26 protein-coding genes are annotated in these 25030 nt (G+C 65.6%); 9 read left to right on the forward strand and 17 right to left on the reverse strand.

The annotated features are described in order from the left end of the window. Window positions 1-47: 47 nt before the first annotated feature. Together ACTDXD_RS16575 and ACTDXD_RS16580 are read right to left on the reverse strand one after the other, a co-directional pair. A complete protein-coding gene (locus tag ACTDXD_RS16575; protein WP_440123404.1) occupies window positions 48-809 on the reverse strand; it encodes a pyrimidine reductase family protein in 762 nt (253 codons plus the stop codon). A gap of 38 nt (window positions 810-847) precedes the next feature. Continuing rightward, window positions 848-1354: a flavin reductase family protein gene (locus ACTDXD_RS16580; RefSeq protein ID WP_440123405.1), complete on the reverse strand. Its 507-nt coding sequence runs from the start codon at window positions 1352-1354 to the stop codon at window positions 848-850. A 73-nt stretch (window positions 1355-1427) separates the two neighbouring features. Here ACTDXD_RS16580 and ACTDXD_RS16585 point away from each other — a divergent pair, with 73 nt between their 5' ends. The 3 genes from ACTDXD_RS16585 to ACTDXD_RS16595 are packed head-to-tail and all read left to right on the forward strand — an operon-like array spanning window position 1428 to window position 3192. Beyond that, window positions 1428-2516, forward strand: a complete 1089-nt coding sequence (locus tag ACTDXD_RS16585; RefSeq protein WP_440123406.1) for a YihY/virulence factor BrkB family protein — start codon at window positions 1428-1430, stop codon at window positions 2514-2516. Further along, window positions 2513-2938 (forward strand): phage holin family protein, encoded by a 426-nt coding sequence (locus ACTDXD_RS16590; RefSeq protein ID WP_440123407.1) that lies wholly within the window; start codon window positions 2513-2515, stop codon window positions 2936-2938. Before ACTDXD_RS16585 ends, ACTDXD_RS16590 begins: the two co-directional genes overlap by 4 nt. Further along, window positions 2935-3192 (forward strand): DUF3618 domain-containing protein, encoded by a 258-nt coding sequence (locus ACTDXD_RS16595; RefSeq protein ID WP_440123408.1) that lies wholly within the window; start codon window positions 2935-2937, stop codon window positions 3190-3192. Before ACTDXD_RS16590 ends, ACTDXD_RS16595 begins: the two co-directional genes overlap by 4 nt. 10 nt (window positions 3193-3202) lie before the next feature. Here the strand turns inward: ACTDXD_RS16595 and ACTDXD_RS16600 are convergent, their stop codons facing one another. Beyond that, window positions 3203-5095: a propionyl-CoA synthetase gene (locus ACTDXD_RS16600; RefSeq protein WP_440123409.1), complete on the reverse strand. Its 1893-nt coding sequence runs from the start codon at window positions 5093-5095 to the stop codon at window positions 3203-3205. Between the two features lie 133 nt (window positions 5096-5228). Between ACTDXD_RS16600 and ACTDXD_RS16605 the strand changes: the two genes are divergently transcribed. Next, a complete protein-coding gene (locus ACTDXD_RS16605) occupies window positions 5229-5897 on the forward strand; it encodes a GOLPH3/VPS74 family protein (protein ID WP_440123410.1) in 669 nt (222 codons plus the stop codon). Window positions 5898-5907: 10 nt separating this feature from the next. Here ACTDXD_RS16605 and ACTDXD_RS16610 read toward each other — a convergent pair whose 3' ends face one another. The 8 genes from ACTDXD_RS16610 to ACTDXD_RS16645 form a co-directional block, all read right to left on the reverse strand. Next, entirely contained in the window at window positions 5908-7413 is a 1506-nt protein-coding gene (locus ACTDXD_RS16610) for a carboxyl transferase domain-containing protein (protein WP_440123411.1), read from the reverse strand. 117 nt (window positions 7414-7530) lie between these two features. Then, the gene (locus tag ACTDXD_RS16615; protein ID WP_440123412.1) at window positions 7531-8724 is read right to left on the reverse strand and encodes an ABC transporter permease; all 1194 of its coding nucleotides are present in this window, start codon (window positions 8722-8724) and stop codon (window positions 7531-7533) included. Then, window positions 8721-9611 carry an ABC transporter ATP-binding protein gene (locus tag ACTDXD_RS16620; RefSeq protein ID WP_440123413.1) on the reverse strand — a complete coding sequence of 297 codons (891 nt, stop codon included), beginning with the start codon at window positions 9609-9611 and terminating at the stop codon, window positions 8721-8723. The genes ACTDXD_RS16615 and ACTDXD_RS16620 overlap by 4 nt, the downstream gene beginning before the upstream one ends. A gap of 4 nt (window positions 9612-9615) precedes the next feature. Continuing rightward, window positions 9616-10146, reverse strand: a complete 531-nt coding sequence (locus ACTDXD_RS16625) for a hypothetical protein (protein ID WP_440123414.1) — start codon at window positions 10144-10146, stop codon at window positions 9616-9618. 3 nt (window positions 10147-10149) lie between these two features. Further along, on the reverse strand, window positions 10150-10422 hold the full coding sequence (locus ACTDXD_RS16630; RefSeq protein ID WP_440123415.1) for a helix-turn-helix transcriptional regulator: 273 nt from the start codon (window positions 10420-10422) through the stop codon (window positions 10150-10152). 135 nt (window positions 10423-10557) lie between these two features. After that, the gene (locus ACTDXD_RS16635; RefSeq protein WP_440123416.1) at window positions 10558-11265 is read right to left on the reverse strand and encodes a hypothetical protein; all 708 of its coding nucleotides are present in this window, start codon (window positions 11263-11265) and stop codon (window positions 10558-10560) included. A 30-nt stretch (window positions 11266-11295) separates the two neighbouring features. Continuing rightward, complete coding sequence (locus ACTDXD_RS16640; protein ID WP_440123417.1) at window positions 11296-12354, reverse strand: alpha/beta hydrolase; 1059 nt, start codon at window positions 12352-12354, stop codon at window positions 11296-11298. Next, a complete protein-coding gene (locus ACTDXD_RS16645) occupies window positions 12351-13886 on the reverse strand; it encodes a flavin-containing monooxygenase (RefSeq protein WP_440123418.1) in 1536 nt (511 codons plus the stop codon). The genes ACTDXD_RS16640 and ACTDXD_RS16645 overlap by 4 nt, the downstream gene beginning before the upstream one ends. Before the next feature lie 301 nt (window positions 13887-14187). Between ACTDXD_RS16645 and ACTDXD_RS16650 the strand changes: the two genes are divergently transcribed. Further along, window positions 14188-15048 (forward strand): phytanoyl-CoA dioxygenase family protein, encoded by an 861-nt coding sequence (locus ACTDXD_RS16650; RefSeq protein WP_440123419.1) that lies wholly within the window; start codon window positions 14188-14190, stop codon window positions 15046-15048. A gap of 76 nt (window positions 15049-15124) precedes the next feature. Beyond that, the gene (locus tag ACTDXD_RS16655) at window positions 15125-16363 is read left to right on the forward strand and encodes a helix-turn-helix domain-containing protein (protein WP_440123420.1); all 1239 of its coding nucleotides are present in this window, start codon (window positions 15125-15127) and stop codon (window positions 16361-16363) included. A gap of 387 nt (window positions 16364-16750) precedes the next feature. Here the strand turns inward: ACTDXD_RS16655 and ACTDXD_RS16660 are convergent, their stop codons facing one another. After that, complete coding sequence (locus ACTDXD_RS16660) at window positions 16751-17125, reverse strand: RNA-binding S4 domain-containing protein (RefSeq protein WP_440123421.1); 375 nt, start codon at window positions 17123-17125, stop codon at window positions 16751-16753. Next, window positions 17126-18763, reverse strand: coding sequence for an ABC-F family ATP-binding cassette domain-containing protein (locus tag ACTDXD_RS16665; RefSeq protein ID WP_440123422.1), 1638 nt, complete (start codon window positions 18761-18763; stop codon window positions 17126-17128). A 55-nt stretch (window positions 18764-18818) separates the two neighbouring features. Here ACTDXD_RS16665 and ACTDXD_RS16670 point away from each other — a divergent pair, with 55 nt between their 5' ends. Then, complete coding sequence (locus ACTDXD_RS16670) at window positions 18819-19328, forward strand: pyridoxamine 5'-phosphate oxidase family protein (RefSeq protein WP_440123423.1); 510 nt, start codon at window positions 18819-18821, stop codon at window positions 19326-19328. 4 nt (window positions 19329-19332) lie between these two features. On the opposite strand, the gene ACTDXD_RS16675 is transcribed toward ACTDXD_RS16670, so the two are convergent. The 4 genes from ACTDXD_RS16675 to ACTDXD_RS16690 form a co-directional block, all read right to left on the reverse strand. After that, a complete protein-coding gene (locus tag ACTDXD_RS16675; RefSeq protein WP_440123424.1) occupies window positions 19333-19977 on the reverse strand; it encodes an FMN-dependent NADH-azoreductase in 645 nt (214 codons plus the stop codon). Window positions 19978-20014: 37 nt separating this feature from the next. After that, window positions 20015-21349, reverse strand: coding sequence for an MFS transporter (locus ACTDXD_RS16680; protein ID WP_440123425.1), 1335 nt, complete (start codon window positions 21347-21349; stop codon window positions 20015-20017). Between the two features lie 134 nt (window positions 21350-21483). Beyond that, window positions 21484-22578, reverse strand: coding sequence for a S1C family serine protease (locus ACTDXD_RS16685; RefSeq protein ID WP_440123426.1), 1095 nt, complete (start codon window positions 22576-22578; stop codon window positions 21484-21486). Then, entirely contained in the window at window positions 22575-23684 is a 1110-nt protein-coding gene (locus tag ACTDXD_RS16690) for an NAD(P)-binding domain-containing protein (RefSeq protein WP_440123427.1), read from the reverse strand. The genes ACTDXD_RS16685 and ACTDXD_RS16690 overlap by 4 nt, the downstream gene beginning before the upstream one ends. A gap of 172 nt (window positions 23685-23856) precedes the next feature. On the opposite strand from ACTDXD_RS16690, the gene ACTDXD_RS16695 reads away from it, so the two are divergent. Both ACTDXD_RS16695 and ACTDXD_RS16700 read left to right on the forward strand, forming a co-directional pair. Then, complete coding sequence (locus ACTDXD_RS16695) at window positions 23857-24744, forward strand: SPFH domain-containing protein (RefSeq protein ID WP_440123428.1); 888 nt, start codon at window positions 23857-23859, stop codon at window positions 24742-24744. A gap of 10 nt (window positions 24745-24754) precedes the next feature. Continuing rightward, window positions 24755-24958, forward strand: a complete 204-nt coding sequence (locus ACTDXD_RS16700; RefSeq protein ID WP_440123429.1) for a hypothetical protein — start codon at window positions 24755-24757, stop codon at window positions 24956-24958. The last annotated feature ends 72 nt before the right edge of the window (window positions 24959-25030 follow it).

Below are 25030 nucleotides of genomic sequence, written 5' to 3' on the forward strand. Positions count from 1 at the left end.
CCGAAGCCAGCACATTCGACCGGTTTCCACCGAAAAGTTGTCACTCACTACTCGGTGGCCGCATCGCGGATCCATCGAGTGAGAATCGTGCCGTCGTCGTCGCACACCAGGTGAGTGCGCCGCATCTCGGTGACAGCGGAGGCGGGGGAGTGAGCGATACGGTCCGCAGACCCTGCAGCGAGCAGCGGCGCCCAGGTCAGACACAGGTCGTCGACGACGCCGTCGGCGATCATACGACCGAACAGTCGGGGGCCTCCCTCACACAGGACCCGGTTCCACCCTGCTCGGGCCACGGCGGCGACGAGGGCCTCACCGCCGATATCACCGTCCGCGATGACACGGACGTCAGCGCCGGCGTCGGTGAGTGTGCGACGTTTCTCCTCCGGCACCGCGCCGCTCGTGAACACAACCGGTGGTACGACGGTGTCGGTGAACAACCGCATCCCCGGATCGAGATTGCCCGATGCAGTGACCACTGCAATCGGCGGCACTTCCGACAACCCCGCGGCGGTGCGACGTTCCCGAAGGGAAGCGCTCGTCCGTGCACCGCCGTAGTTTTCGGTGCGCGCGGTACCTGCACCGACAAGGATCACGTCGGCGAGTTCGCGGAGCAGACCGAACACGACCTTGTCCGCCGGTGTTCCGAGCCCGCCGGAACGGCCGTCGACAGCGACCGCGCCGTCGAGAGAGGACACGAAGTTCATACGAACCCACGGCTCGGCGAGGTCGGGCGGATAGGCGTACAACTCGTGCAGATCGGAGCCGTCGAGGACTTGGCCGGGCACTGTGGGGTCGTCGAGTCGTCGCATACCGTCGATCAGACCACGGCGGCGGCGGTACCGTCACGTCACGCGCCGTGCCCGGGATCCAGGTGCCGCACGTCGTCGAACATCACCGGGTCGCTCAGATCCGAGCGGAGTTCGCCGCGATCCGGGGCGAGCAAGAATCCGACGTGGTCTCCGAGGTCGACTCTCCCCACGATGGCGCCGGTGAACCACGCGGCCGCGTCGTCGAGGATCGGTAGCCCGTGTGGTCCGTCGCTCCAGTTGCATTGTGCGAATTTGTCGGTGTCGTCGCCGCTTCGTGAACCGAACAGGTCGGCCAGTGCCAGCTGCGACCGGTCGAGTATGTGTACCGCAAGATGTTCGGCGGCACCCGCTACCCGGAACGTCCGGTTCTTGTCGGACAGCGCCACCAGAAATCTCGGCGGATCGATCGCGACCTGTGTGGCGAAGCCGACCAGACATCCGCTGCGTTCGTTCACTGCCCTGGTGGTGACGATGAACATCGGATAGTCGAACCGGCCGACGATGGCCGAGAAGCCGTCGTTCGAGCCGTGGTCGTCGGTAGGCATGCACGCATCGTACGTGGCACGTATCCGAGCCGGCCCGGGTTTGATTTTCCGCCCATGCGGTACCCGAGAGGCCATGACGGATCATTCGGAGCCGAGGGATGCAGCGGATACGACGGTGGCACCCGACGACCCGCGCAAACCCGATTCGCCCACGGATCTGGCGAAGCCGTCGTGGAAATATGTGCTTCGAAGGACGGTCGGTGAATTCGGCCGAGACCAGTGCACAGACCTTGCCGCTGCCCTGACCTATTACGCGGTGCTGTCACTGTTTCCGGCGCTGTTGGTAGTGGTCTCTCTGCTCGGAGTGTTCGGGCAGGGGCAGAACACCGTCGACACGGTCCTGCAGATGATCGAGGATGTGGGTCCGAGTTCTGCAGTCGACACCCTGCGCGGCCCCATCGAACAGCTGGTTCAGGCACCTACCGCAGGGTTCGCCCTGATCATCGGTCTCCTCGGCGCGTTGTGGTCGGCGTCGGGTTACGTCGGGGCGTTCGGCCGGGCAATGAACCGAATCTATGAGATCGAGGAAGGCAGGCCGGTCTGGAAGCTGCGTCCGTTGATGCTGCTCGTGACCGCGCTGGCACTCGTTGCAGCCGGGGCCACCGCGCTGATGCTGGTGGTCAGCGGACCGGTCGCCCGCGCGATCGGCGAGGCCGTGGGGCTCGGTGATACGGCTGTCACCGTGTGGAACATCGTGAAGTGGCCGGTGATGCTGGCTCTCGTCGTCGTGATCGTGGCGGTGCTGTACTACGCCACTCCCAACGTGGCTCAGCCCAAGTTTCGATGGGTCAGTCTCGGATCGCTCATCGCGATCGTCGTCTGGATTCTCGCGTCGGTCGTATTCGCCCTCTACGTATCGAATTTCGGAAGTTACAACAAGACCTACGGCTCTTTGGCAGGGGCGGTGGTCTTCCTGCTCTGGCTGTGGATCACCAACCTGGCCTTGCTCTTCGGTGCGGAGTTCGACGCGGAACTCGAACGCGGACGGCAACTGCAGGCCGGTATCGAGGCCGAGGAATCGCTGCAACTTCCCGAGCGCGACACCCGGGTGATCGACAAGAACGAGGCGAAACATCAGGAATTGATCGAGCACGGACGCCGCCTACGCACCGCACACGGCCCCCCGGAGTTCGACGACGATACGGAAGGAACCCGCTCATGACGACGCATTCCGGCGAATCTCGCCCCGTTGCGGAACAACCCGCGAACCTGTCGACGGTAGAACTGACCGAACGGCTCACGGCCCAGGTGTCCACTCTCGTGCGCACCGAGGTCACTCATGCCCTCGACGAGGTGAAATCGAAGGGCACTCGCATCGGTGTCGGCGTGGGTATCTCCGGCGCCGGCGCACTCCTTCTGTATCTGGGAGTGGCGACTCTGATCGCCGCGGGAGCGCTGGGGCTCGCTACGGTGCTCGATCCATGGCTCGCGACCTTGATCGTCGCGGTGGTGGTGCTTGCGGTCGGTGGCATCCTCGCAGCGCTCGGTGCATCGAAGGCGAAGAATGCGGCGCCGCCCGTGCCTGACCGGACCATCGACAGTGTCCGCGGAGATGTCGCCGCAGCGAAGGGAGCAGTGCGATGAGTGAGTCCACCACCAATGGAGACGGAACGAGCGGTGCAGCAGAGCCCGACATCGAGCGTCAGCGGGCCGAACTTGCGGCGACCGTGGGCGAACTCACCGACCGTCTCGACGTGCCCACCCGCGTCAAGCATGCGGCAGAGGAACGCGTCGAATCGGTCCGGGAACGGCCCGACCTCGTCGCATTGGGTGCGGGCGCGCTCGTCGTGATCCTCGCCCTCGTCGTGTGGCGGCGACGGCGAGGATCACGAACGTAGCCGGCGTCCGTCAGCCGCCGAGCTGCTCCCTCAGCGCTTCGAGTACGGCGGGGTCCTCGATGGTCGACGGCACGGTGTACTGCTCGTGGTCGGCGATCTGCCGCATGGTCTTCCGCAGGATTTTTCCGGATCGGGTCTTGGGAAGCGCGTCCACGACGGTCACGTCGCGGAAGGTGGCAACAGCGCCGATCTGGTCGCGCACCATCGCCACCAGTTCCTGGCGAAGGGTTTCGGGGTCGATGTCGACACCGGCCTTGAGTACGACGTATCCGGACGGACGCTGACCTTTGAGTTCGTCGCGGATTCCGACGACGGCGCACTCGGCGACCGCGGGATGCGCCGCGACCACGGCCTCCATGCTGCCGGTGGACAGCCGGTGTCCGGCGACGTTGATGACGTCGTCGGAGCGGCCGAGTACGAACACGTACCCGTCGTCGTCGATGAAGCCGGAGTCGCCGGTGAGGTAGTAGCCGGGGAACGTATCGAGGTACGAGCGGCGGTAGCGGTCGTCGTCGCGCCACAGCCCGGTGAGGGTGCCGGGTGGCAACGGTAGCCTCACGACGATATTGCCCTCGGTGCCTGCCTCGACCTGCTTGCCTTCGCCGTCGACGATCTCGACTCGATAACCCGGGACCGGGACGGTGGGGGAGCCGGCCTTGAGTGGCATCGGGTCGAGTCCGCGCAGGTTCGCGGCGATCGCCCAACCGGTCTCGGTCTGCCACCAGTGATCGACCACCGGACGTCCCAGGACCTTCGTCGCCCATTCGTAGGTGTCGGGGTCGAGACGCTCACCGGCCGCGAACAGCGTCTGCATCGAGGAGATGTCGTATTTCTTCAGCTCGTCGGCGTCGGGATCAGCCTTACGCACGGCCCGGATGGCGGTGGGTGCGGTGAACAGTGCCTTGACTCCGTACTCGGCGATGATTCGCCAGAACGCGCCCGCATCGGGGGTACCGACGGGTTTGCCTTCGTACATGACGGTCGTCGCTCCGGCCAGCAGCGGTCCGTACACGATGTACGAATGGCCGACGACCCAGCCGACGTCGGAGGCGGTCCACCAGACATCGCCTGCGGCGATGTCATAGATGTTGCGCATCGACCACGTGAGTGCGACTGCGTGGCCGCCGTTGTCGCGAACGACGCCCTTCGGCTTCCCGGTGGTGCCGGAGGTGTACAGGATGTAGAGCGGATCGGTTGCCGCCACAGCCACCGGTTCGGCCGGGGAGGCGTCGGCGACGAGCGCATCCCAGTCGAACCATGCGGCCGTGGATGCCTTGTAGTCGCCTGCGGAACCGGGGATCTGTTCGCGGTTCTTCACGATCACGGTGTGCGGGGGAGTCTGCGACAACTGCAGTGCCTGATCGACCATCGGCAGGTACTCGATGGTGCGTCCCGGCTCGAGCCCGCCGGATGCCGTCACCAGCAGCACCGGTTGCGCATCGTCGATGCGGGTGGCGAGTTCCTTGGCAGCGAACCCGCCGAACACCACCGAGTGCACCGCGCCGATACGGGCGCACGCGAGCATCGCGATGGCGGCCTCGGGGATCATCGGCATGTAGATGATGACGCGATCGCCCGATACCACGCCCTGGTCCCGCAGGACGCCCGCGAACGTGGCCACTTCGTCGAGTAGCTCCGAGTACGTGTAGGTGCGCTTGGCAGGCACCATCGCCGAATCCCAGATCAGAGCGGGCCGGTCGCCGTTACCTGCTCGGACGTGCCGGTCGAGGGCGTTGACGCTCGTGTTGAGGGTGCCGTCGGGGAACCACCGGTACGACGGGGCCGAAGTGTCGTCGAGAGCGCGGGTCGGGGCGGTGTCCCACTCGACATCCTGCGCGGCCGCGAGCCAGAACGACTCCGGATCGTCCACACTTCGCCGGAACGCGTCCTCGTACGAGCTCATCGGTTCGTGTCCTTCCTCGACATCGACGTGACCGCGACCACCCTATTCGACACCGTCCGCCGGGCGGGACAGGATCGGACGCATCTGCGCCGGGTGGTACCGATGGATCGGTGAACGGCCGTACCGTGTGAGCATGTCTTTGCTTGCGGAGGATCTGCTGCTTCTCGCGCTCGACGACGAGTCGGGAAAGGCGATCGTCGACAGCATCACCCTGCCCCGTGCGCTTGCAGGCGCTGTGCTCCTCGAACTGGCACTCGACAATGTCGTTCTCCTCGATGACAAAGGGGAGGGAGGAAAGAAGAGCCGGGTCGTGGTAGGCAGTGCGGTGCCCGTCGACCCGATACTGACCGACGCGGTGGCGCGCCTCGACCGGCGCAGGCCGATGAAACCGGCAGCAGCGATCGAGAAGCTGAGCAAGAACATGAGAGACACCGTGCTCGAACGTGTCGTGGCGAACGGCTGGGTTCGCGAAGAGCGCGGCAAGGTACTCGGGCTGTTCCCGGCTCGCCGTTGGCCCGCCGTCGACGACAGTCATGAACGGCGGGTACGCAACGAGCTTCATTCCGTACTGGTCGACGGGACGACACCCTCGCCCCGCGCAGCAGCGCTGATCTCGTTGTTGTCGGCCACGAAATCGACGCCGAAGATCTTCCCCGATGCCGACAAGAAGAGAATTGCAGAGCGTGCCAAGGACATAGCCGAAGGTCAGTGGGCGGGTCAGGCAGTTCGTCAAGCGGTCGATGCGATCAACACGGCGATCCTCGTTGCGGTCACCGTGCCCGCAGTGGTAGCGAGCAGCTGAGCGCCGCGACTCAGGTGGGCAAGCCCAGAGCGCGGAAGCGGGAGATTCGGCGCTGGTAACGCTCGTCGGCGGGTTCGTCTGCAAGAGAGGACAACTCGCGCGCCACTGCGGCGCCGACCCGTTTGAGGAACTGGATCGGCTCGTCTGCTGCATCCTGCTGCTCAGGTATGACACCGTCGATGATCCCGTTGCGCAACAGATCCCTCGAGCGAATCCCCTGCGCCTCGGCCATCCGAGGAGCGTGGGTGGTGTCGCGGTGGACGATCGCGCTTGCGCCTTCAGGGGGCAGCGGTGCCAGCCAGCCGTGTTGCGCGCACAGCACCCGATCCGCAGGAAGCAACGCGAGGGCGCCGCCTCCGGTGCCCTGGCCGAGCAACACGGACACGGTCGGCGTCGGCAATGTCACCAGATCTGCAAGGCAACGGGCGATCTCTGGCGCGAGCCCACGTTCCTCGGCTTCCTTCGACAACGCCGCCCCCAGGGTGTCGATGACGAGGACCAAGGGGAGTTGTAGTTCGTCGGCGAGTCTCATTGCGCGTCGTGCTTCCCGCAGTGCTCCGGGACCCATGGGTGCTGCAGCCGATTGGCCACTGCGGTCCTGGCCGAACAACACGCACGACACACCGCGGAACCGCGCCAGAGACAACATCACCGTGGCATCGGATTCGCCCTCACCGGTACCGGACAGGGGCACCTGGGCGGACGCCGCGTGCCGCAACAGCTGACGGATTCCGGGTCGCTCGGGTCGGCGGGTGAGGATCACCGACTGCCAGGCCGGAATATCGGGGACGTCGTCGACATCGGTGAGTGCAGACTCTGCGGAGGTGTCGGGATGATCCGGTTCGACGAGAACCCGCAGCAGCCGATGCACCACCTGCCGGATGCCCCCGAGCGGGATCACCCCGTCGATCACGCCGCGCCGATGGAGGTTCTCGGCCGTCTGGACTCCTTCGGGGAAGTCCTCCTGGTACAGGGCCTTGTAGACGCGTGGACCGAGGAAGCCGACGAGTGCACCGGGCTCTGCCGCGGTGACGTGCCCGAGCGACCCCCATGACGCGAACACCCCGCCGGTGGTGGGGTTTCTCAGGTACACGAGGTAACCGAGATGCGCGGCCTTGTGCGCAGCTACCGCAGCTGCGATCTTCACCATCTGCACGAACGCGAGGGTGCCCTCCTGCATGCGGGTTCCGCCCGAGGTGGGGGAGGCGAGCAGCGGAAGGCCCTCCGCGGTGGCGCGTTCGACAGCCGTCACGATGCGTTCGGCCGCCGCGACCCCGATCGACCCTGCGAGGAAAGCGAATTCGCAGGCGATCAGCGCGACCCGGCGTCCGTGGACGGTACCGACACCGGTGAGTACCGACTCGTCCACGCCGGACTTCTCCGCGGCGCGCTCGAGTTCGGTGCGGTAGGAGTCGTCGGGTTCGACGTCGAGCGGCGCCTCGTCCCACGAGCTGAAACTGCCTTTGTCGAGCACGGCATCGATGAACTGGTGTGCAGAGATTCTGGTCCGAGCCACGTGGCCTCCCTATCGGTCCGGTCACGTGCGACTGTACGACGCGTCCTGGACAGACGAGGGGGCGGTTGTGTGCGAGTTCGACGAGAATCTCGCGCACAACCGCCCCCTCGTGTGTCTCTATCGGCCGAGAGCTTCCTTCCAAGTCACCGTGCGTCCGATGCGCAGGATCGAACGCTGGTAGATCTTCGCGGCCACCAGACCGAGGAGTGCGGTGACCGCGACCATCAGCACGATGGTGCCCACGATCTGGAACGGCGAAGCGACCCCGGCCGCAATGCGCAGCGGCATCAGGATGGCCGAGAACGGCGGGATCCAGCTCAGCACGGTGCTCCACGTGGCCTCGGGATCGTCGATCGACGAGAACGCCGCGAAGAACATCGCCAGAATGATGAACATGAGCGGCCCGGAGGTGGAGTTGACGTCCTCCTGGCGCGACACCATCGACCCGGCAGCCGCATAGAGCACCGCGAAGAATGCGAATCCGAGCACGAACCAGCCGAGAGTGCCTGCGAACACGCTGATCGCGGTTCCGGTGATGGTGAGAGTGTCGGTGGCCAGCGCAGCACCGACGCCCACGACACCGTAGGCCGCGAGCTGGAGCAGACCGACGGCGCCGATACCGAGGATCTTTCCCCACAGCAACTGCAGCGGACGCAGTGTCGAGAGCAGCAGTTCGACCACGCGCGACGACTTCTCTTCGACGACACCCATGGCGACGTACATGCCGAACATGAGGATCTGCATGTAGAGCAGGATCACCGCGACGATCGCGAGGATCATGCGTTCACCTTGTTCGGGATCCGGCGGGTCGATGGCTTCGACCGTGACGGTGGCCTGCGCGGCCGCTGCGGCGATCTCTGCCGGATCGACACCCTGGCCGGTCAGCGCAGCGGACTGTGCTTCCTGCGCAACAGCAGCATCGATCAGGGTCTTCAACGTGGAGTCGATGTCGGATTCGGTGAGGGCGACGACGCTGCCGTCGTCGCCGGGAATCAGGGCGACTTCGAGCTCACCTGCGGCGATTTGGGTGCGTCCGGCGTCGGCGTCCGGAAGTTCGGAGATCTCGAGCGGTGATCCGGTGGCGTCGCCGAGCGCGCCGAGGGTTGTGTTCAGGCTCGGCGTTCCGACGATGCCGACGGTGGGCCGCTCCTCGTCACCCCCACCGAAGACGGACATGGCAACGATGCCCGCGACGATCGCGACCAGGATGATCGCGTTGCTGATGAGGAAGCTCTTCTTCTGAACTTGAGTCTGGAACTCGCGACCGGCGACGAGGCCGATGGCGCGCGTGGTGGACAACGGGGCGCTCATGCGGCAACCACCTCTCGGAACAGATCGGTCAGGGACGGCTGGTGCAGGGAGAACTCGTGGACGGGACCTGTTTCGAGGGCGGTTTTGAGGATCTGCTGGTCGTCGACACCGGGCGAGACCGACAGGACGGTCCGATCACCCGAGTGCTCGACGGTCGTGACGCCCGGGAGCCCGTTCGCCCATCCGGTCGGGGCTTGAGGAGCGTGCACCACGAGGCGCGACTCTCCACCGGAGCGAAGTTCGTCCACGGTACCCACGGCGCGCATCTGCCCCTTGGAAATGATGCCGACGCGCTGGCACAGACGTTGCACGAGATCGAGTTGGTGGCTCGAGAAGATGACGGGGACACCCTCATTCGCTTTCTCCACCAGCACGTCGCTCATGACGTCCACGGCGACGGGGTCGAGTCCGGAGAACGGCTCGTCCAGGACGAGAACCTTCGGATCGTGGACGAGGGCGGCGGCAAGCTGGACCCGCTGCTGGTTGCCGAGCGAGAGCGAATCGACCGTGTCGCCGAGGCGCTCAGCGATTCCCAGTCGCTTCGTCCAGCGCTGCACCGCGTCGGATGCTTCGGGCTTCGACAGACCGTGGAGTTGAGCGAGGTAGGAAAGTTGTTTCCCCACTTTCATCTTCGGGTACAGACCGCGCTCTTCCGGCATATACCCGATGGTGCGGCGCACGTCGAGGTCGACGGGGTTGCCGTCGAGCCTGACTTCGCCGGAGTCGGCGGCGAGCACTCCGAGGATGATGCGCATGGTGGTGGTCTTGCCTGCGCCGTTGCTGCCGACGAAGCCGAACAGTTCGCCGGGGTGGACGTCGAAGCTCGCGCCGTCCAGAGCGACCGTGCTGCCGTAGCGTTTCGAGAGATTGTCGATTGTGAGTGTCACGTTTTCAGTCCTCAGGGTCGTCGTCGGGGCGGTTCCAGGCGAGCAGGACGGCGGGTAGGCATCCGCTGAACAGTATCGATGCGAGCGCGAATCCGCCCGCTGAGTACGCGAGCGATTGATGGTCGAGCGAATCGATTGCCGCACCGAACAGAAGTGCGAAAATCGGTAACAGCAGCAGAGTTTGAGCAACGGACAGGCCGATGGAACGGGCGCTGTTCCGTTCGGTGATTTCGCGTTCGTCGAGTGCATGGCGCGGTGCGTCCGATTGGCGGCCGGACACGATCTGGAGGCACGTCCAGGTCGGCAGGAACACCAGGGTTATCGGCAGCCAGGCAACCGCGGCGGTGATCGAGAAGTACGAGACGATCGCGATGACGAACATGGTTGCGAGCAGAGTCATCACGGTGCCTGCGAGAGCGCGTCGACGTTTCTGGGTGCGCCAGTTCGGTAGCCAGTGAGCGGTCAGTTCTTCGTTCTTGAGGAACCGTCGGGTGCGATAGGTCTCGTAGCGGTCGAGCAGCGATTCGGCGGGCATGTCTCAGGCCTCCTTCCGAGGCTTGTAGAGCTCGGTCGACAAGGGTGTGAACTCCTTGCGGGAGAAGACGGCTTCCACCGGTAGGGAGAACACATCGCAGATGCGAAACGCGAGGTCCAGACTCGGATAGTGGTTGCCGCGTTCGAGCGCGCCCACTGTTTGCGGGTTCACGTCGATGAGCTCGGCAAGCTGCGCGCGGCTCATGCCACGCTCCGCGCGCAGTACGCGGATGCGGTTGTAGATGGGGAGCGTTTCCCCACGTCGTACCGGACTCATGGAACAAAGTGTTGTAAAAACACAACGATTTGTCAATGTCGTCAGGCGAATGGGTCGCTCTGGCCACTCACGGTCCTGCGTACATCGGGGCGCAGCTGTGCGATGCACCCCCTGACAACCGAACCCACCGGATCACTACAGGGAATCCGACACGGCAGCCGGGGAGTCGGCGTCGTCGGCGGGCGTGATGCGCTGGTTGTGCTGCTCCAGCACACGGTATCCGTAGTAGTACGTCACGAGCATGAGAGCCCAGACGGCCATCGCGATGCTGTAGAACAGGGTGCGGTCGGCGTCATCGCCGGGAATTCGGACGATGTCGTATGAGACCGCGATGATCGCGCCGAGAAGGGTTGCGAACGACACCCATGCGGCGTGGTTGCGCGCACCGATTCGCCAGAGCCGGATGGCGACGTAGAGCATGAACACCGCGACCGCGAGGTTCGCGATGGTGTAGAAGACCGTCCATCCGGTGCTGACAGGCCGCACGTCGAGGGCGCGGTTCAACCCGACGACGGTGGCGAGGGTGATCGCGACGGCTTCGACGATCCAGTTCGGACGGTAGTGGTGCGTGATGGTGAGCATGCCGAGGATGAAGATCAGCGTCATGCCGAACGACCGCGAGAACGCGTCGAAGAACACCATGAGGTGGTAGCTGAAGCTGTCGTGTGAGACGCCGGTGCCTGCCAGGAACAACACGTTGGTCCCGGACAAGGCGATCACCAGCCACTCGAAGCCGAGCAGGAAGTTGTGATGCCGACGGAGAAATCTGACGCCGTAGACGTACCCGGTCACGAGCATGGCGACGTTCGCAATCAAGATCAATATCATGTGGATCATGTCCATGAAAGGGTCCTTCGAGGGAGATGCGGCGTACTACCGAAGCGCGTCGGCGATGGCGTCCGAGACGCGGTCGACGGCGTCGCGCGCTGCCCTGCTGATCCGCGTCAGCGAGATGTAGCCGTGCACGAGGCCGCTTTCGCGCATCAGTCGCGTCGGTACGCCGGCGTCGGCGAGACGGTGGGCGTAGGCGATCGCTTCGTCGCGAAGGGGATCGAACCCGGCGACGGTGATCAGCGTGGCGGGTGCCCCGGACAGGTCGTCGGCGTGGAGGGGTGACACGCGCGGGTCGGTCCCGGGGTGGCCGTCGGGCAGATACAGCCCCGCCAGCCAATCGATCTGCTTGGCCGAGAGGGCGGGATTGTCCGCGAACTCCGAGCGGGACGAGCTCGTGCTGATGGCGTCGAGCACCGGATACATCAGCACCTGCATCAGTGGGCGGAGCGGTTCGCCGCAAAGGTCGTTCGCGAGCACCGCGCAGAGATTGGCCCCGGCGCTATCGCCGAGCAGCACGATCCGTTCGGGGTCGACATCCCACTCGGCGGCGTGATCGACCGCGAACCGCCATGCTTCGAGCGCGTCGTCGACGGGTCCGGGGAACTGTGCTTCCGGCGCCAGTCGATACTCGATCGACAGCACTGCGACGCCGGCGCGGTCTGCGATCAAGCGGACCGGCGGGTCGTACCCAGCCCGGCTGCCGAGCACGAATCCGCCGCCGTGAAGGAACACGACCAACCCGGCCGACCGTGCGGCCGGACGATACAGACTCGCCCGGATCCCGCTGGGCAACGCGAGGTCGTCGACGTCGATCGCGGGGGCGTCATCGGCGAAGACTCGGCAGTCGTTGTCCATTGACGTCCGTGCCTGCGCGACCGTGCCGTCGCTGAAGTCGGGGCCGGATGCGCCGGCGCGCATGAGAATCGTGATCTCGGGGGCCATGACGTCGCCATCGGTATTGACGACATCGGCCACCACGCTGCGGATGATCCGCTCCGGCACACGGCCGAGGGCGGTGAACGCCGCGCGCTGAATCCGCTCCGACGGGGTGAGCGGGGCGGGGGCTTCGGCGGTCGAGCGCCGGTCGATGACCGTCATTGCCGTGCTCCTTCCGGTGCCGTCGGGGCGCTCCGGAGTTCACGCTCGAGCCTCGAACTGAACGCAAGGACGTCGGTGATGACAGGACCGCGGAACATCTTCCGGTCCTCGAGGAAGACGCTCTTCATCTGCCACGGCATCTCATCGCCCTGGCGGGGCAGCGTGTGCTTGGCGCGAAGCATGTAGCCGGCATCCAGGTCGATGATCGGGCGGGTGCCGGTGCCCTCGGGGGCGTGGGCGACGGCGGTGTCGTAGCCGTGGGTGTCCATGTGGCGGAGCAGCTCGATGAAGCTCTTGCCGAGCAGGCCGATCTTCAGGGTCCACGACGACTTGGTGTAGCCGATCGCCATCACCCAGTTCGGGACGCCCGAGAGCATCATTCCGCGGTAGACGACGGAGGAAGACAGATCGACCGGACGCCCGTCGATCGTGAGGTCGATCCCGCCGAACAGACGCATGTTGAGTCCGGTGGCGGTGACGATCAGGTCGGCCTCGAGCTTCTCACCGGACTCGAGCTCGATGCCGTCCTCGGTGAAGCGGGCGATCCGATCGGTGACGACGGATGCGTTCCCCTTCCGGATGGACGCGAAGAAGTCGCCGTCGGGGGCCAGGCAGAGCCGCTGGTTCCACGGGTCGTAGGGCGGATTGAAGTGAGTGTCGACGTCGAACCCGGTCGGCAACTGCTTCTTGTTGAGGTATCGAATCATTCGGCGGGACGCTTGCGGGAACGCGGTGAGCATCTTGACCACGGCCCAGTCGCTCCACACGTTCTTCCAGCGGGTCGCGAGGTAACCCCCGCGTTCACCGAGCAGCTTGGTGAGTTCGAGGCTGAGACCGTCGATCCTCGGCATCGTCATGATGTAGGTCGGCGTCCGCTGAAGCATCGTGACATGTGAGGCTGCGTTGTCGCCCTGGAGCATCGAGGGGATCAGGGTGATAGCGGTGGCACCGCTGCCGATCACGACGACCTTCTTGCCGGAGTAGTCGTAGTCCTCGGGCCAGTGCTGGGGATGGATGATGTCGCCTTCGAAGTCATCGCGACCGTCGAACTCGGGGGTGAAGCCCTCGTCGTACCGGAAGTAGCCCGTAGCCCCGAAGACCCAGTCGGCCTTGATGATCTCGTGGCGGACGGTGCCGTCGGCATCGGTGACGTCCACCGACAGCACCCACTCGGCATCGTCGCTCGACCACGCTGCGGAGGTGACCTGGTTGCGGTGGCGGATGAGCTTGTCGAGGCCGTACTCGTCGACGGTCTCTTGAAGGTAGTCGCGGATCAGCGGGGCATCGGCGATCGCGGTCTCGTGCCGCCAGCACTTGAACTCGTAGGCGAAGGTGTGCAGATCAGAATCGGAGCGAATGCCGGGGTACCGGAACAGGTCCCACGTTCCGCCGATGGTATCGCGCCCTTCGAGGAGGACCATCTTCTTCTTCGGGAACTCCTGCGTGATGTACACCGCTGTGCCGATGCCCGAGATGCCGCCGCCGATGATGACGACGTCGAAGTGCTCCGGCTGCGCTGCTGACCTGCTCATCGTCTCTGACTCCACTCTTGGGTATGTTTACGACTTCGGGATGTCCCTCAGCGTGCCGAAGTCGGTGTAACCCACGCCACATCGAATCTCAGCGTCTTGTTGTCGGCAGGTGTGGAAATCTCACACACTTCGGCGACGGCGGGCCTGTGATCCGAGCTCCGAAATCGTCCTACCTGCGTCACAGGTGCGATGTGCACCGTCAGGGAGCCGGAAACGCTGAGATCTGGGGATAGGCAGCCTCACTCGGGGCAGTGATAGTGAGACCTGCGACACAGAACCTGCATCCAAAGATCGGAACACCATGACCACCGCCGAAACCACCATCACACGGGTTCCCCGGACCACCCCAGTCGCAGACATTCTGACGACTGTCGAGCGAGAGGGGGGCGTCATCATCGAAGGTCTCCTCTCCCCGGAGCAGGTCGAGCGCTTCAATACGGAGATCGATCCCGACCTCGCGGCGCTCGCACCCGGCAGCACCCACGAGAACGAGATCGTGCAGGAGTTCCACGGGGTCAATACCAAGCGACTGACCAACTTGGTCAATCGCAGCGATATGTTCCGCGACGAGATCATCGATCTCGACCTGGTCCACGAGTTGTGCGACGCACGGTTCCTCGAGGAGTCCGGGACGTACTGGATGACTACCGCGCAGGTGATCGAGATCGGCCCTGGCAACCGCGCACAGATGTTGCACCGGGATCTGGAGAACTGGTACCCGTTCGTCGGTATGGGGCCTGCGGGACCCGAGATCACCCTGAACTTCCTCATCGCACTCACCGACTTCACCGAGGAGAACGGTGCGACGCGGGTGATCCCCGGCAGCAACCACTGGTCCGACTTCGAGAACCGCGGCGCACCGGAACAGACCATCCCCGCGATCATGAAGGCGGGTGATGCCCTGTTCATCAGTGGGAAGACCGTTCACGGAGGAGGAGCGAACCTCACCACGGGCCAGTACCGACGCGGTGTGTCGTTCGCGTTCAACCCGGGCTACCTGGTCGGCGAAGAGGCATATCCGTTCCTCGTGGACCGCGAGGTCGCGGCGACTCTCCCCGAGCGCGTCCAGCGAATCCTGGGATTCCGGTCGCAGTACCCCCTCGGTTCGCCGGGGCTCTGGCAGGTCGATTACGCGGAGCTCGCCGATTACCTCGAGCTGTAAGGACGGCGACGCAGCTGATCAGTGGGGTCTGCTGGATTCGCTGAAGCCACCGACCGCACCGAGGAGACTTGCGGGCATGACGACACCTGAGCCGCTGTGGTCGGATCCCTCGGAGCCGGTCGAGCGATTGATCCGCGACTTGGCCGAACGGATGCTTGCGCGGTCCGGCGAGATCGTCACCGCGGTCACCGCGGCGTCCGTCAGCGCTCCGGAGTATCGGATGATCGCCGACGACCCTGTGCTCGCGGCCGCCGACGCGCGCTTGGTCGTTTCTCTGCTCGATCATTGGCTCACGTTCAACATCGCGCACCCGGGTCGGCGGGTGGCTCCGATCGGCGGTAGCGAGATCCGTACCTATGCGCGTGACGTTGTGCTGCGTGGTTTCGTCGCCGACGAGATCCAAGCGTGGCGGGGCGCTGAGCGTGTGTGCTGGCACTGGTGGCTTACCGCGTGCTTCGATTCGACGGACGATCTGGACGAGCTTCGTGAACTGACGGAGATCTCCGGGAACTCTCTGACGACGTTCACCGACGACTCCATGGCGGAGTTGGGCGAGCACGTGCGGCGGATCCGGGAGGAGCTCGCCGGCGGACCGCAGCTGCAGCGATACGCCACCGTCGAGCTGCTCCTTCAAGGCGCGGACATCACGACGCCGCACGCAGAGGCCCAACTCGGGTACGCGCTCACCGGATCGCATATCGGGGCAGTGATCTGGGTCGACTCCGAGAAAGACGTCTCGTTGCTGGAGCGCGCCGCCGAGCAAGTGATGCGCGCGTGCGGTGCCGACCGTCGCCTCACCGTGGCCGCGGGCACGGCGGCGTTATGGCTGTGGATTCCGGGGAAGACGCCGCCACCGGCCTCGGTCCTGGTTGAACGGCTCCGGGGCCGGCGACGTGTCCGCGTTGCATTGGGCCGATCGGCCAGGGGCGTGCCCGGCTTCCGGCGCACCCACATGGATGCCGCTGCAGCACAACGTCTTCTGGCCCGACTGGGCTCCAGTATGTCGGTCGTGCGGTATGAGGACGTCCACCTCGTGGATCTGCTCTCCGCGGACCTCGCCGCAGGCGACCGATTCGTCGTCGATGTCCTCGGAGACTTCCTCGACGCCAGTCCCGTCCTGCATCAGACGGTACTCACGTATGTCGAGGAAGGTCTCAACCGGACGAGCACGGCCGAGCGGTTGTATACCCATCGCAACACGATCGATCGTCGGCTTGCTCGCGTCGACGAACTCCTCCCCAAACCGTTCGCGCAGAACCCCACAGAGGTGGCGGCAGCTCTGACCATGCTGCTCGTTCGGCGCAGCACCACCTGAGCAAGCAGCTCTTTGCCCCACTGTCTCGCCGTGGTCAGGCGATTCTGGCGTCCGGGTCAACGGCCGTTTCGGGTACGAACAGTAACTCGATCGATCCGTCACCCCGTTCGCACAAGATTCCAACCGCCGCGGTGTGGGGTTCGGCCGCTGTCTCGGTGTTCTTCCTGGTGACCGCGCTATTCAACGAGACCGCGTTCTCGTACATCCTCGGTATGGCAACTATCGGGTAAGTGGGTGTCTACATCTTGACCACCGCAGAAATGATTGTCGCCGACCGACGCAGTGTGTTCCCGCCCTCCAGCGCGCAAGCGAGGAGAGTCCGCGCTCGACACCGCTTTGGAGCCGGTACACCCACGCCGGCGTAAGGCGGCAACTGATGGACGACCCTCAATCCTCGTTGAAGCCGCGAAGCCTCTCCATCTCACGACGTTCCTTCTTCGTCGGCCGTCCTGCGCCGCGGTCGCGACGTGGAATCGACGCGAGTACCTCCTTCGGCGGCGGGGGAGGGCTGTGATCGATGTACGCCGTCGCCGCGATCGGTGCACCGACCCGCTTGTTCACGAGCTGCGCGACCTCGACGATCTTCTCCATGCCGTGCACGCGAACCCGCACTTCGGTACCGATCGTGACGGGGGTCGACGGCTTCGCGGTGACCCCGTCGACGCGCACGTGCCCGCCCCGGCATGCGCTCGCCGCTGCCGAGCGGGTCTTGAACAACCGCACCGACCACGTCCAGCTGTCGACCCGAACACTTCCACCCATCTACAGCAACTCCTCGCTCAGTTCTCCGTCTTCCAGCTTCCACCTGCGCGTTGCGCGGGTGGTGTCCAGCATCCGCCGATCATGGGTCACCAGCAGCAGGGTGCCCTCGAAGCTTTCGATGGCCTGCTCGAGCTGTTCGATTGCGGGAAGGTCGAGGTGGTTGGTGGGTTCGTCGAGCACCAGCAGATTCACGCCGCGGGCCTGGAGCAGGGCGAGACCTGCCCGGGTGCGTTCGCCCGGTGACAGTGACGACGCCGGCCGCATCACGTGATGACCTTTGAGCGCGAATTTCGCGAGCAGTGTGCGGACATCGGCATCCGGCCACTCGGGCACGTGTGCACCGAAGGCTTCGACCAGCGGCTCGTTGCCTTCGAATAGTCCACGCGCCTGGTCGATTTCGCCCACCAGCACACCGGATCCGAGTGCAGCACGACCCGCGTCCGGGGTGAGCGCGCCCAGCAGCAGACGCAGCAGGGTGGTCTTTCCCGCGCCGTTCGGTCCTGTGACGACGATCCTGTCGCCCCATTCGACTTCGGTGGTGACCGGACCTAGCGTGAACCCGCCCCGAGTCACAACCACACCGTCGAGCGACGCGACCAGGGTGCCGCTGCGCGGCGCCGCCGCGATCGACATGCGCAGTTCCCATTCCTTTCGGGGTTCCTCGACCACCTCGAGGCGCTCGATCCGCCGCTGGGTCTGCCGCGCCTTCGCGGCCTGTTTCTCGGTGGATTCGGCACGGACCTTCCGTCCGGCCTTGTCGTTGTCCTTCGTCTTGCGCCGGGCATTGCGCACGCCGTGTTCGAGCCAGTTGCGTTGCATCTGTGCGCGATCCTCGAGCGCCGACTTGGTGTCGGCGTACTCGTCGTACTGTTCCCGCGCGTGCCTTCGCGCAACCTCGCGCTCGACGAGATACGCTTCGTAACCCCCGTCGTACACCGAGATCTGTTGCTGCACAGGGTCGAGTTCGACGATTCCTGTCACCGTCCGCGCCAGGAACTCTCGGTCGTGACTGATGACCATCAGCGCGTTCCGTGTCTCCGCGACGAACCGCTCGAGCTGGTCCAGGCCGGCCAGATCCAGATCGTTCGTCGGCTCGTCGAGCAAGAGCACGTCGTAGCGCGACAGCAACAGCGCTGCCAGTCCGGCGCGGGCGGCCTGTCCTCCGGACAGACCCTCCATCGGGGCATCGAGGCCGATATCGAGGCCGAGGTCGGCGACGACCTTCTCGGCCCGCTCCGCGAGATCTGCTCCGCCGAGCGCGAGCCATCGTTCGAGTGCGGGGGTGTAGTCGTCGACGTCGGAGGTGCCCAGCGCTTCGGCTGCGGCATTCATGGTGTTCTCGGCGTCGGTGACGCCGGTGCGGCGACCCAGGAACGCGAGGATGGTCTCTCCGGGCACCCGCTCGGGTTCTTGCGCGAGGTACCCGACGGTCGCATCGGGCGGGCTCAACGTGACGGAACCGGTGACGTCGGCGCTTCCCGTACCTGCAAGGGTCGTGAGCAGGGTCGACTTGCCTGCGCCGTTCGCGCCCACCAGCCCGATCACGTCGCCGGGCGCGACCGTCAGGTTCAGTCCGTCGAACAAGGTGCGTTCACCGCGGGAGGCCGACAGGTCGCTGATTCGTAGGGTTGCGCTCACCCCACGATTATCGCCGTCGCGATGAGTTCGCCGTCCGGCGCGGGTCAGTACAGGTATGACAACAGCTGCAGTCACCACCACGATTGACGTCCGTTACGGCGAACCCGGCGCCGAACCCACGTCGTGGCCCGAGACGGAGGCCCTGTTCGCGTCGGCGCCGTTGTACTGGGTGAGCACGATCCACACGACCGGTCGGCCACACGTGGCGCCGCTCGTCGGCGTGTGGCACGGCGGCGCCTTCCACCTCACGGTCGGCCCGGGCGAACAGAAAGCACTCAATCTTGTGGAGGATCCCCGCATCGCAGTCACCACCGGACGCAACGACTGGGATGCCGGCGTCGACGTGGTGCTCGAAGGGGAAGCCCATCGTGTCACCGACCACGACGCACTCACCGCGATCGCCGCCGCGTACTTCGCCAAATACGGCGAAGCATGGCGCTTCGAGGTCGGAGAGGGAGGCTTCGGTATCGCCGATGAGTTCGCCTGGGTGTTTCGGATCCCGCCCCGGAAGGTGCTGGTCTTCGCGAAGAAGCCGCACGGCCAGACCACCCACCGATTCGGCTAGACGTTCAGGAGCCCAGCTTCGTGGCAAGCTCTCGGATTGCATTCTGTGCGGCGGAAAGGCTCTCCGCAGCCTGCCCGGCGAGCGGGGACATCGGTGGAATCCTTTCGGCGAGAGTAAGTTCCGCCGTTACCACCGACACCGACATGCCGAGTGATTCGCCCAGCGTCTGCTGGAGCGGCGGGATCACCGAATCGGTGCCCTCGCCGGGGGTGCCGGGTGCGTACGTATTACCTCGACTCGACACGATCACCGCGGGCTTGCCCTTCAGCGGTGCGTCCGGGGTGTCGAACGGCACGGTGGTGCCGAGCACGTGGATGTAGTCGATCCACGCCTTGAGTGTGGACGGCATCGACCAGTTGTACATCGGCGCACCGATCAGGACGACGTCCGCGTTCGTGACCTCCTCGATCAGCGCGGCCTGCAACGCCTCGGCCTCGGGATCCGGCCGTTCCGCACCGGTACGCAACCGCGCTGCGTAGTGCAGACCGGCGTCGGGTAGGTGGGGCAGCGGCGATCGGTGCAGATCTCGCACGAGCACTGTGTGCTCGTCGCCGAGCGAACGCCACGTGTCGGCGAACAGCGCGGTCAGGCCGCGGGAGACCGAGGCGTGCAGGTCGGCGGAGGAATCGAGGTGCAGCAGTGCAGGCATGGCGTCTCCTGGGTTCCGGCGGTGATGTCGTCGGAGCTTACTGCGCCGTCTGCGGCTGCGTAGCGCCGCCGACGGAGGGGGAGTGCCCGCTCTCCACCTGGACATCCAGCGGATTCGCGATTTCGTCGCGTGGCATGCGCGCCACGACGATCACGACGAGCGCGACGACCATGGGCACCGTACCGGCGAGCACGAATGCAGGTACCAGACCGACTGCGAGTGCAATCGGGCCCGCTACCGCCATCGACAGCGGCATGAACACGAGCGAGACGAAGAAGTCCAGACTCGACACCCTGCCCAGCAAATGCGGCGGCACACGCCGCTGCAGCAGCGTCCCCCAGAGCACGGTGGGTGCTTCGAACAGCACTCCGACGGCGAACACGGCTACGACGATCAGCACGATCGAATCGGCGAATCCGACGACGACGAGCGGAATCGACCCGACTCCCCACATCAGCATCATCACCGTCAGATAGCGGCGAGGTAGCCGCGTGGAGGCCATCGTCAGCGCGCCCACGGCGCCTCCCACGCCGAACGCGGCCAGGACGATCGCGTGGGCGCCCGGCCCGCCGCCGGGGATGTCCTTGACGACGAACGGGATCAGCACCTCGATCGGACCTGTCAGGACGAGCACGATCATCGATCCGAACAGGAGCGTGCCGAGTAGCCACGGGGTCCGCGTCATATAGCGAAATCCCTCGACGAGATCCATGGTGGCCGAACGTAACGGATGGCCGTTCGCGACCGGTAGATCGCGGCGTACCGGTGTGGGCCGCACCGCGAGCAGGCACAGCGCTCCGGCGACCTCCAACACGACGACCGCGGCCAGCGCCGCGCCCGGCGAGATCGACGCGACCACTGTGCCTGCGAGCGCGGGCCCCGCGGCCTGCATGCACACCGGGCGGAGTAGTCCTTCGATTCCGTTGGCGGCCAGCAGGTCTTGTGGGGGAACGATCGACGGTAGTAGAGCCGAATAGGCCGGGTAGTGAAATCCTTCCGAGAGGCCGACAGCGAAGCCTGCGACCGCGAGATGCCAGAACGTCACCCGATCGGTCAGTGCGAGTACCGCGACGATCGCCACGATCGCGGCCCGTGCGATGAATGCGGCGAGCAGAATCCGTCGCTGCGGTATCCGGTCGGCGAGCACACCGCCGACGAGGCTCGTGAGCACGATGCCGACTGCCGGACCGGTCGCGACCAGTGAGAGCTGGGCGGGTCCGCCGCCGAGCTCTATCACCTGCCACACCAGCGCGATCAGCCACATGCCCGCCGCGAGCATTCCCAGCGACAACGCGAGTACCAGTGCCCGGTACTGCTGCCACCGGAATGGACGAGCCGGCCCGCGTGCCCATCGCGCGGTAGTGTCGTGCACGTTCTTCCTCCGTCCTGCCTTCCGTAGTGTCGGCCGGTCGGACGGGGATCGGCAACCGATTTTCGTCGTCGAGCGTGCAGTTTTCGTCGCCTCCTCTCGAAGAATGCGACGTGAACTGCATGCTCGATCGGGTGTCAGCGGACGGGCCCCGACTCGAGCGTCAGGTCGGTGGAGCCTGAAACTCCTGCCTCGTCGATCCATTCGACACGCACCCGATCGCCCGGCCGATGCCGACGCAGCGCGTCCTCGAGATCGTTGGTGGAGGAGACCGGCGCGCCATCGAAAGCGATTATCACAAAGCCTGTTTCGAGGCCGGCGTGGTAGGCGGGAGAGCCGTACGAGACCCACAGCACCTCGGCGCCCCGGTCGCCACCGTCGGAGCGAGCAGTGGTGACGCTGACGCCGAGCTGCGGGGTGGGGCCCACATGAACGGTCTCGGATCCGACCCCGCTTTGCACCTGCTCCAGCACGTCGAGTGCTTCGCTGATCGGCACCGCGTACGCCTCGGGGGGTGCCCCGCCGGTGTCGATCCCGATGGTTTCCGACGGGTCGCGGTAGACCGAACCCGCGGTATTGACCCCCACGACCACACCGAACTCGTCGACGAGGGGCCCGCCGGAATCGCCGGGACGGATTGCCGCGTCGGTCTGGAGCATGCCGGTGAGCCGGTGGCGCGATCCGTCGGTCGAATCACGCACCACGACGTTGCGGTCGTGGGCGACGACGGTGCCCGGTGCTGCGACGACGACGCCACCGCCGTCGGCATTACCGAAGGCGGTGACCAGGGATCCGACTTCAGGTGGCGTGTCGGCGAGGGTGGCGACCGGCAGGTCGTGCGCCGCGCCGAGTTGCAGGACCGCGATGTCTCGGGTGGGGTCGTAGCCGGTGACGGCGACGTCGTAGATCAGCCCGGTCGCGGGACTGACCGCGGTGATCTCGGTGGCGCCGCTCACGACGTGATGATTGGTCAGCGTCACGCCGTCGGGGGTGAGGACGATGCCCGTACCCGCGACCCCGCTCCACCCTCGGCTCGCGTCGATGTTGACCACCACCGATTCGGTCCGGGTAGCGAGTTCGTCGAACGACAGTGGGGGCGGAGGTGGCGGCGCGGGTGCTGCGACGGGCACGGGGGCCGGTGATCCGACCTCGACGACGGCGGGTGCGCTCACGAGCAGGCTCGCGGTGGCGACGAACGCCACCAGTAGCGTCGACCCCCCGCGCCCCGTCACGTCGCGTGCGCCTCCGTCTCCAGATGGTCGACGAGTTCGCGAGCCGCTGCGCGCCCCGCACGGTTGGCACCGATGGTGGACGCCGACGGACCGTAACCGACCAGGTGGATCCGGGGATCACCCTCGACCTGGGTCGCGAGTCGGCCGGTCAACGTGATCCCGCCGCCCGCGTTGCGCAGGTCCAGTGGTGCAAGGTGGTCCAGGGAACTGCGAAATCCGGTGCACCACAGGATGACATCGACGTCGAGCTGTGCCCCGTCGGGCCATTGCACGCCGGTCTCGGTGATCTCCGAGAATATGGGCTGACGTTCGAGGACGCCGCGTTCGCGTGCGGCTCGGATCGCTGGGGTGACGGGTAGGCCGGTGACGGAGACGACGGAGCCGGGTGGCATACCGCGCCGCACGCGGTCTTCGACGAGCGCGACTGCAGCTCTACCGATCTCGGGACTGAACTCTTCGTTGCGCCAAGCGGGTTCGCGTCGGGTCGTCCAGGTGGTTCTTGTGACGCGGGAGATCTCGTCGAGCAACTGCACCGCCGAGATCCCGCCGCCGACGACCAGGACGTGCTTGCCGATGAATTCGTCCGCGGAGCGATAGTCCTTCGTGTGCAGTTGACGACCGCGGAAGCGGGTGGCACCGGGATACCACGGGACGAAGGGATGTTCCCAGGTTCCGGTGGCGTTGATGATGCCCTTGGCGGTGTAGATCCCCGAATCGGTCTCGATGCGCAGGTGGTCGCCGCGATCGCAGACCACCGTCACTCGGACCGGGCGGTGGACCGGCAGATCGAATCGCGCCTCGTAGTCCGCGTAGTACTCCGGCACCGCGGTGGATGCGGGTACGAGACCGGTCTCGGAACCGACGATGTCCTCGAACGGTGACCCGGGAAGATCATGGATTCCATTGACGGTGCTCAGCGTCAACGAGGGCCATCGGTGCTGCCACGCTCCTCCGGGTCCGTAGGAGCGGTCCAGGACGACGAAACCGGTTTCGGGGCGGACGCCGAATCGACGTAGGTAGTAGGCGGATGAGAGCCCGGCCTGTCCGGCGCCGATCACGACGACGTCGACGGCCTTCGTGTCGGCGGCGGTGTCCTCGAGCGTCATCGAACCCCTCCCGGTCGGTTCCCGTGTATTCAATGATGCCCCGCGGCGCGGGGACGTGCGCGGCAACTGTGCAGGGAGGCGGTTCGACGTCCGTAACGCCGGATTCGTGATCCCACATCGGCCGAGAATGTGATATCACTTTAATATCGTCAAGGTATCGGAAGGGAACTTCATGGACACACCGGACACATTTACGGTCGAGCGACCGGGCCGCTCGTACAACGGCTGGGCCGTGCTCGTCGCAGGCCTCGTCGTCGACCTTGCTGCGATCGGACTGATCGTGTGGGGCGCGATCGAAGTCGCTGTACCCCTGATCGTCGCCGGTGCCGTGATCTTCGTCGTGGCGACAGTGGCCCTCGCAGGTCTGGTGCTCGTGGAACCCAACGAAGCCCGCGTCCTGCAGCTGCTCGGCGGGTCGTACTCGGGCACGCTGCGCGAACCCGGCCTGTTGTGGATGAACCCGCTCAACTCGCGCCGTAAGATCACCACACGCATCCGCAACCACGAAACGGGGCGGGCGAAGGTCAACGACGCCGACGGCAACCCGATCGAGATCTCCGCCATCATCGTCTGGCAGGTCGAGGACACCGCCCGCGCAGTCTTCGATGTCGACGACTTCGAAGAATTCGTCGCAGTCCAGACCGAAGCCGCCGTTCGTCACATCGCAGGCAGCTACCCGTACGACGGTCCCACCGAGGTGATGTCGCTGCGTCAGAACGCCGACGAGATCACCACCAGGCTGTCGGAGGAGGTCCACGAGCGTGTGCAGTCCGCCGGCGTCCGCATCATCGAGACGCGCATCAACCAGCTCGCGTACGCACCGGAGATCGCTCAGGCGATGCTGCGTCGTCAGCAGGCCGGTGCCGTGATCGCCGCGCGCGAACAGATCGTCCAGGGCGCCGTTACGATCGTCGGCAGTGCGCTCGACCGACTCGTCGCCGAGAACACCGTCGAACTCGACGAGGAACGTAAGGCCGCGATGGTCTCCAATCTGCTCGTCGTCCTCTGCGGCGACCAGAATGCACAACCCGTCGTCAACACGGGTTCGCTCTACCAGTAGGAACGACGGCATGGCCGAACGTAAGAAGGTGCTGTTGCGGCTCGACCCCGCGGTTCACGACGCGCTCGCGCGGTGGGCCTCGGACGAGTTGCGCAGCACCAACGCGCAGATCGAGTTCGTCCTGCGTCGAGCTCTGACCGACGCCGGGCGCATGCCGCGTGCCGCGGGACGGATCCGCAAGCCCGGTCGTCCCCGCGCCGACGAGGACGAGTGATTCGATCTCCGCCGGGCGAACAACGCGAACTGCCCACGCACGCGCTTCGTTGCCGTTAGCTTTGTGCGGATG

Origin of the sequence: Rhodococcus sp. SJ-3, from assembly GCF_051918125.1 — a bacterium.
Classification (GTDB): domain Bacteria; phylum Actinomycetota; class Actinomycetes; order Mycobacteriales; family Mycobacteriaceae; genus Rhodococcus.

What these genes read in the sequence shown, in the direction of transcription:
- ACTDXD_RS16575 (WP_440123404.1), bottom strand. Translation starts at nt 809, where the DNA reads ATGCGACGACTCGACGACCCCACAGTGCCCGGCCAAGTCCTCGACGGC.
- ACTDXD_RS16580 (WP_440123405.1), bottom strand. Translation starts at nt 1,354, where the DNA reads ATGCCTACCGACGACCACGGCTCGAACGACGGCTTCTCGGCCATCGTC.
- ACTDXD_RS16585 (WP_440123406.1), top strand. Translation starts at nt 1,428, where the DNA reads ATGACGGATCATTCGGAGCCGAGGGATGCAGCGGATACGACGGTGGCA.
- ACTDXD_RS16590 (WP_440123407.1), top strand. Translation starts at nt 2,513, where the DNA reads ATGACGACGCATTCCGGCGAATCTCGCCCCGTTGCGGAACAACCCGCG.
- ACTDXD_RS16595 (WP_440123408.1), top strand. Translation starts at nt 2,935, where the DNA reads ATGAGTGAGTCCACCACCAATGGAGACGGAACGAGCGGTGCAGCAGAG.
- ACTDXD_RS16600 (WP_440123409.1), bottom strand. Translation starts at nt 5,095, where the DNA reads ATGAGCTCGTACGAGGACGCGTTCCGGCGAAGTGTGGACGATCCGGAG.
- ACTDXD_RS16605 (WP_440123410.1), top strand. Translation starts at nt 5,229, where the DNA reads ATGTCTTTGCTTGCGGAGGATCTGCTGCTTCTCGCGCTCGACGACGAG.
- ACTDXD_RS16615 (WP_440123412.1), bottom strand. Translation starts at nt 8,724, where the DNA reads ATGAGCGCCCCGTTGTCCACCACGCGCGCCATCGGCCTCGTCGCCGGT.
- ACTDXD_RS16625 (WP_440123414.1), bottom strand. Translation starts at nt 10,146, where the DNA reads ATGCCCGCCGAATCGCTGCTCGACCGCTACGAGACCTATCGCACCCGA.
- ACTDXD_RS16630 (WP_440123415.1), bottom strand. Translation starts at nt 10,422, where the DNA reads ATGAGTCCGGTACGACGTGGGGAAACGCTCCCCATCTACAACCGCATC.
- ACTDXD_RS16635 (WP_440123416.1), bottom strand. Translation starts at nt 11,265, where the DNA reads ATGGACATGATCCACATGATATTGATCTTGATTGCGAACGTCGCCATG.
- ACTDXD_RS16640 (WP_440123417.1), bottom strand. Translation starts at nt 12,354, where the DNA reads ATGACGGTCATCGACCGGCGCTCGACCGCCGAAGCCCCCGCCCCGCTC.
- ACTDXD_RS16645 (WP_440123418.1), bottom strand. Translation starts at nt 13,886, where the DNA reads ATGAGCAGGTCAGCAGCGCAGCCGGAGCACTTCGACGTCGTCATCATC.
- ACTDXD_RS16650 (WP_440123419.1), top strand. Translation starts at nt 14,188, where the DNA reads ATGACCACCGCCGAAACCACCATCACACGGGTTCCCCGGACCACCCCA.
- ACTDXD_RS16655 (WP_440123420.1), top strand. Translation starts at nt 15,125, where the DNA reads ATGACGACACCTGAGCCGCTGTGGTCGGATCCCTCGGAGCCGGTCGAG.
- ACTDXD_RS16660 (WP_440123421.1), bottom strand. Translation starts at nt 17,125, where the DNA reads ATGGGTGGAAGTGTTCGGGTCGACAGCTGGACGTGGTCGGTGCGGTTG.
- ACTDXD_RS16670 (WP_440123423.1), top strand. Translation starts at nt 18,819, where the DNA reads ATGACAACAGCTGCAGTCACCACCACGATTGACGTCCGTTACGGCGAA.
- ACTDXD_RS16675 (WP_440123424.1), bottom strand. Translation starts at nt 19,977, where the DNA reads ATGCCTGCACTGCTGCACCTCGATTCCTCCGCCGACCTGCACGCCTCG.
- ACTDXD_RS16690 (WP_440123427.1), bottom strand. Translation starts at nt 23,684, where the DNA reads ATGACGCTCGAGGACACCGCCGCCGACACGAAGGCCGTCGACGTCGTC.
- ACTDXD_RS16695 (WP_440123428.1), top strand. Translation starts at nt 23,857, where the DNA reads ATGGACACACCGGACACATTTACGGTCGAGCGACCGGGCCGCTCGTAC.
- ACTDXD_RS16700 (WP_440123429.1), top strand. Translation starts at nt 24,755, where the DNA reads ATGGCCGAACGTAAGAAGGTGCTGTTGCGGCTCGACCCCGCGGTTCAC.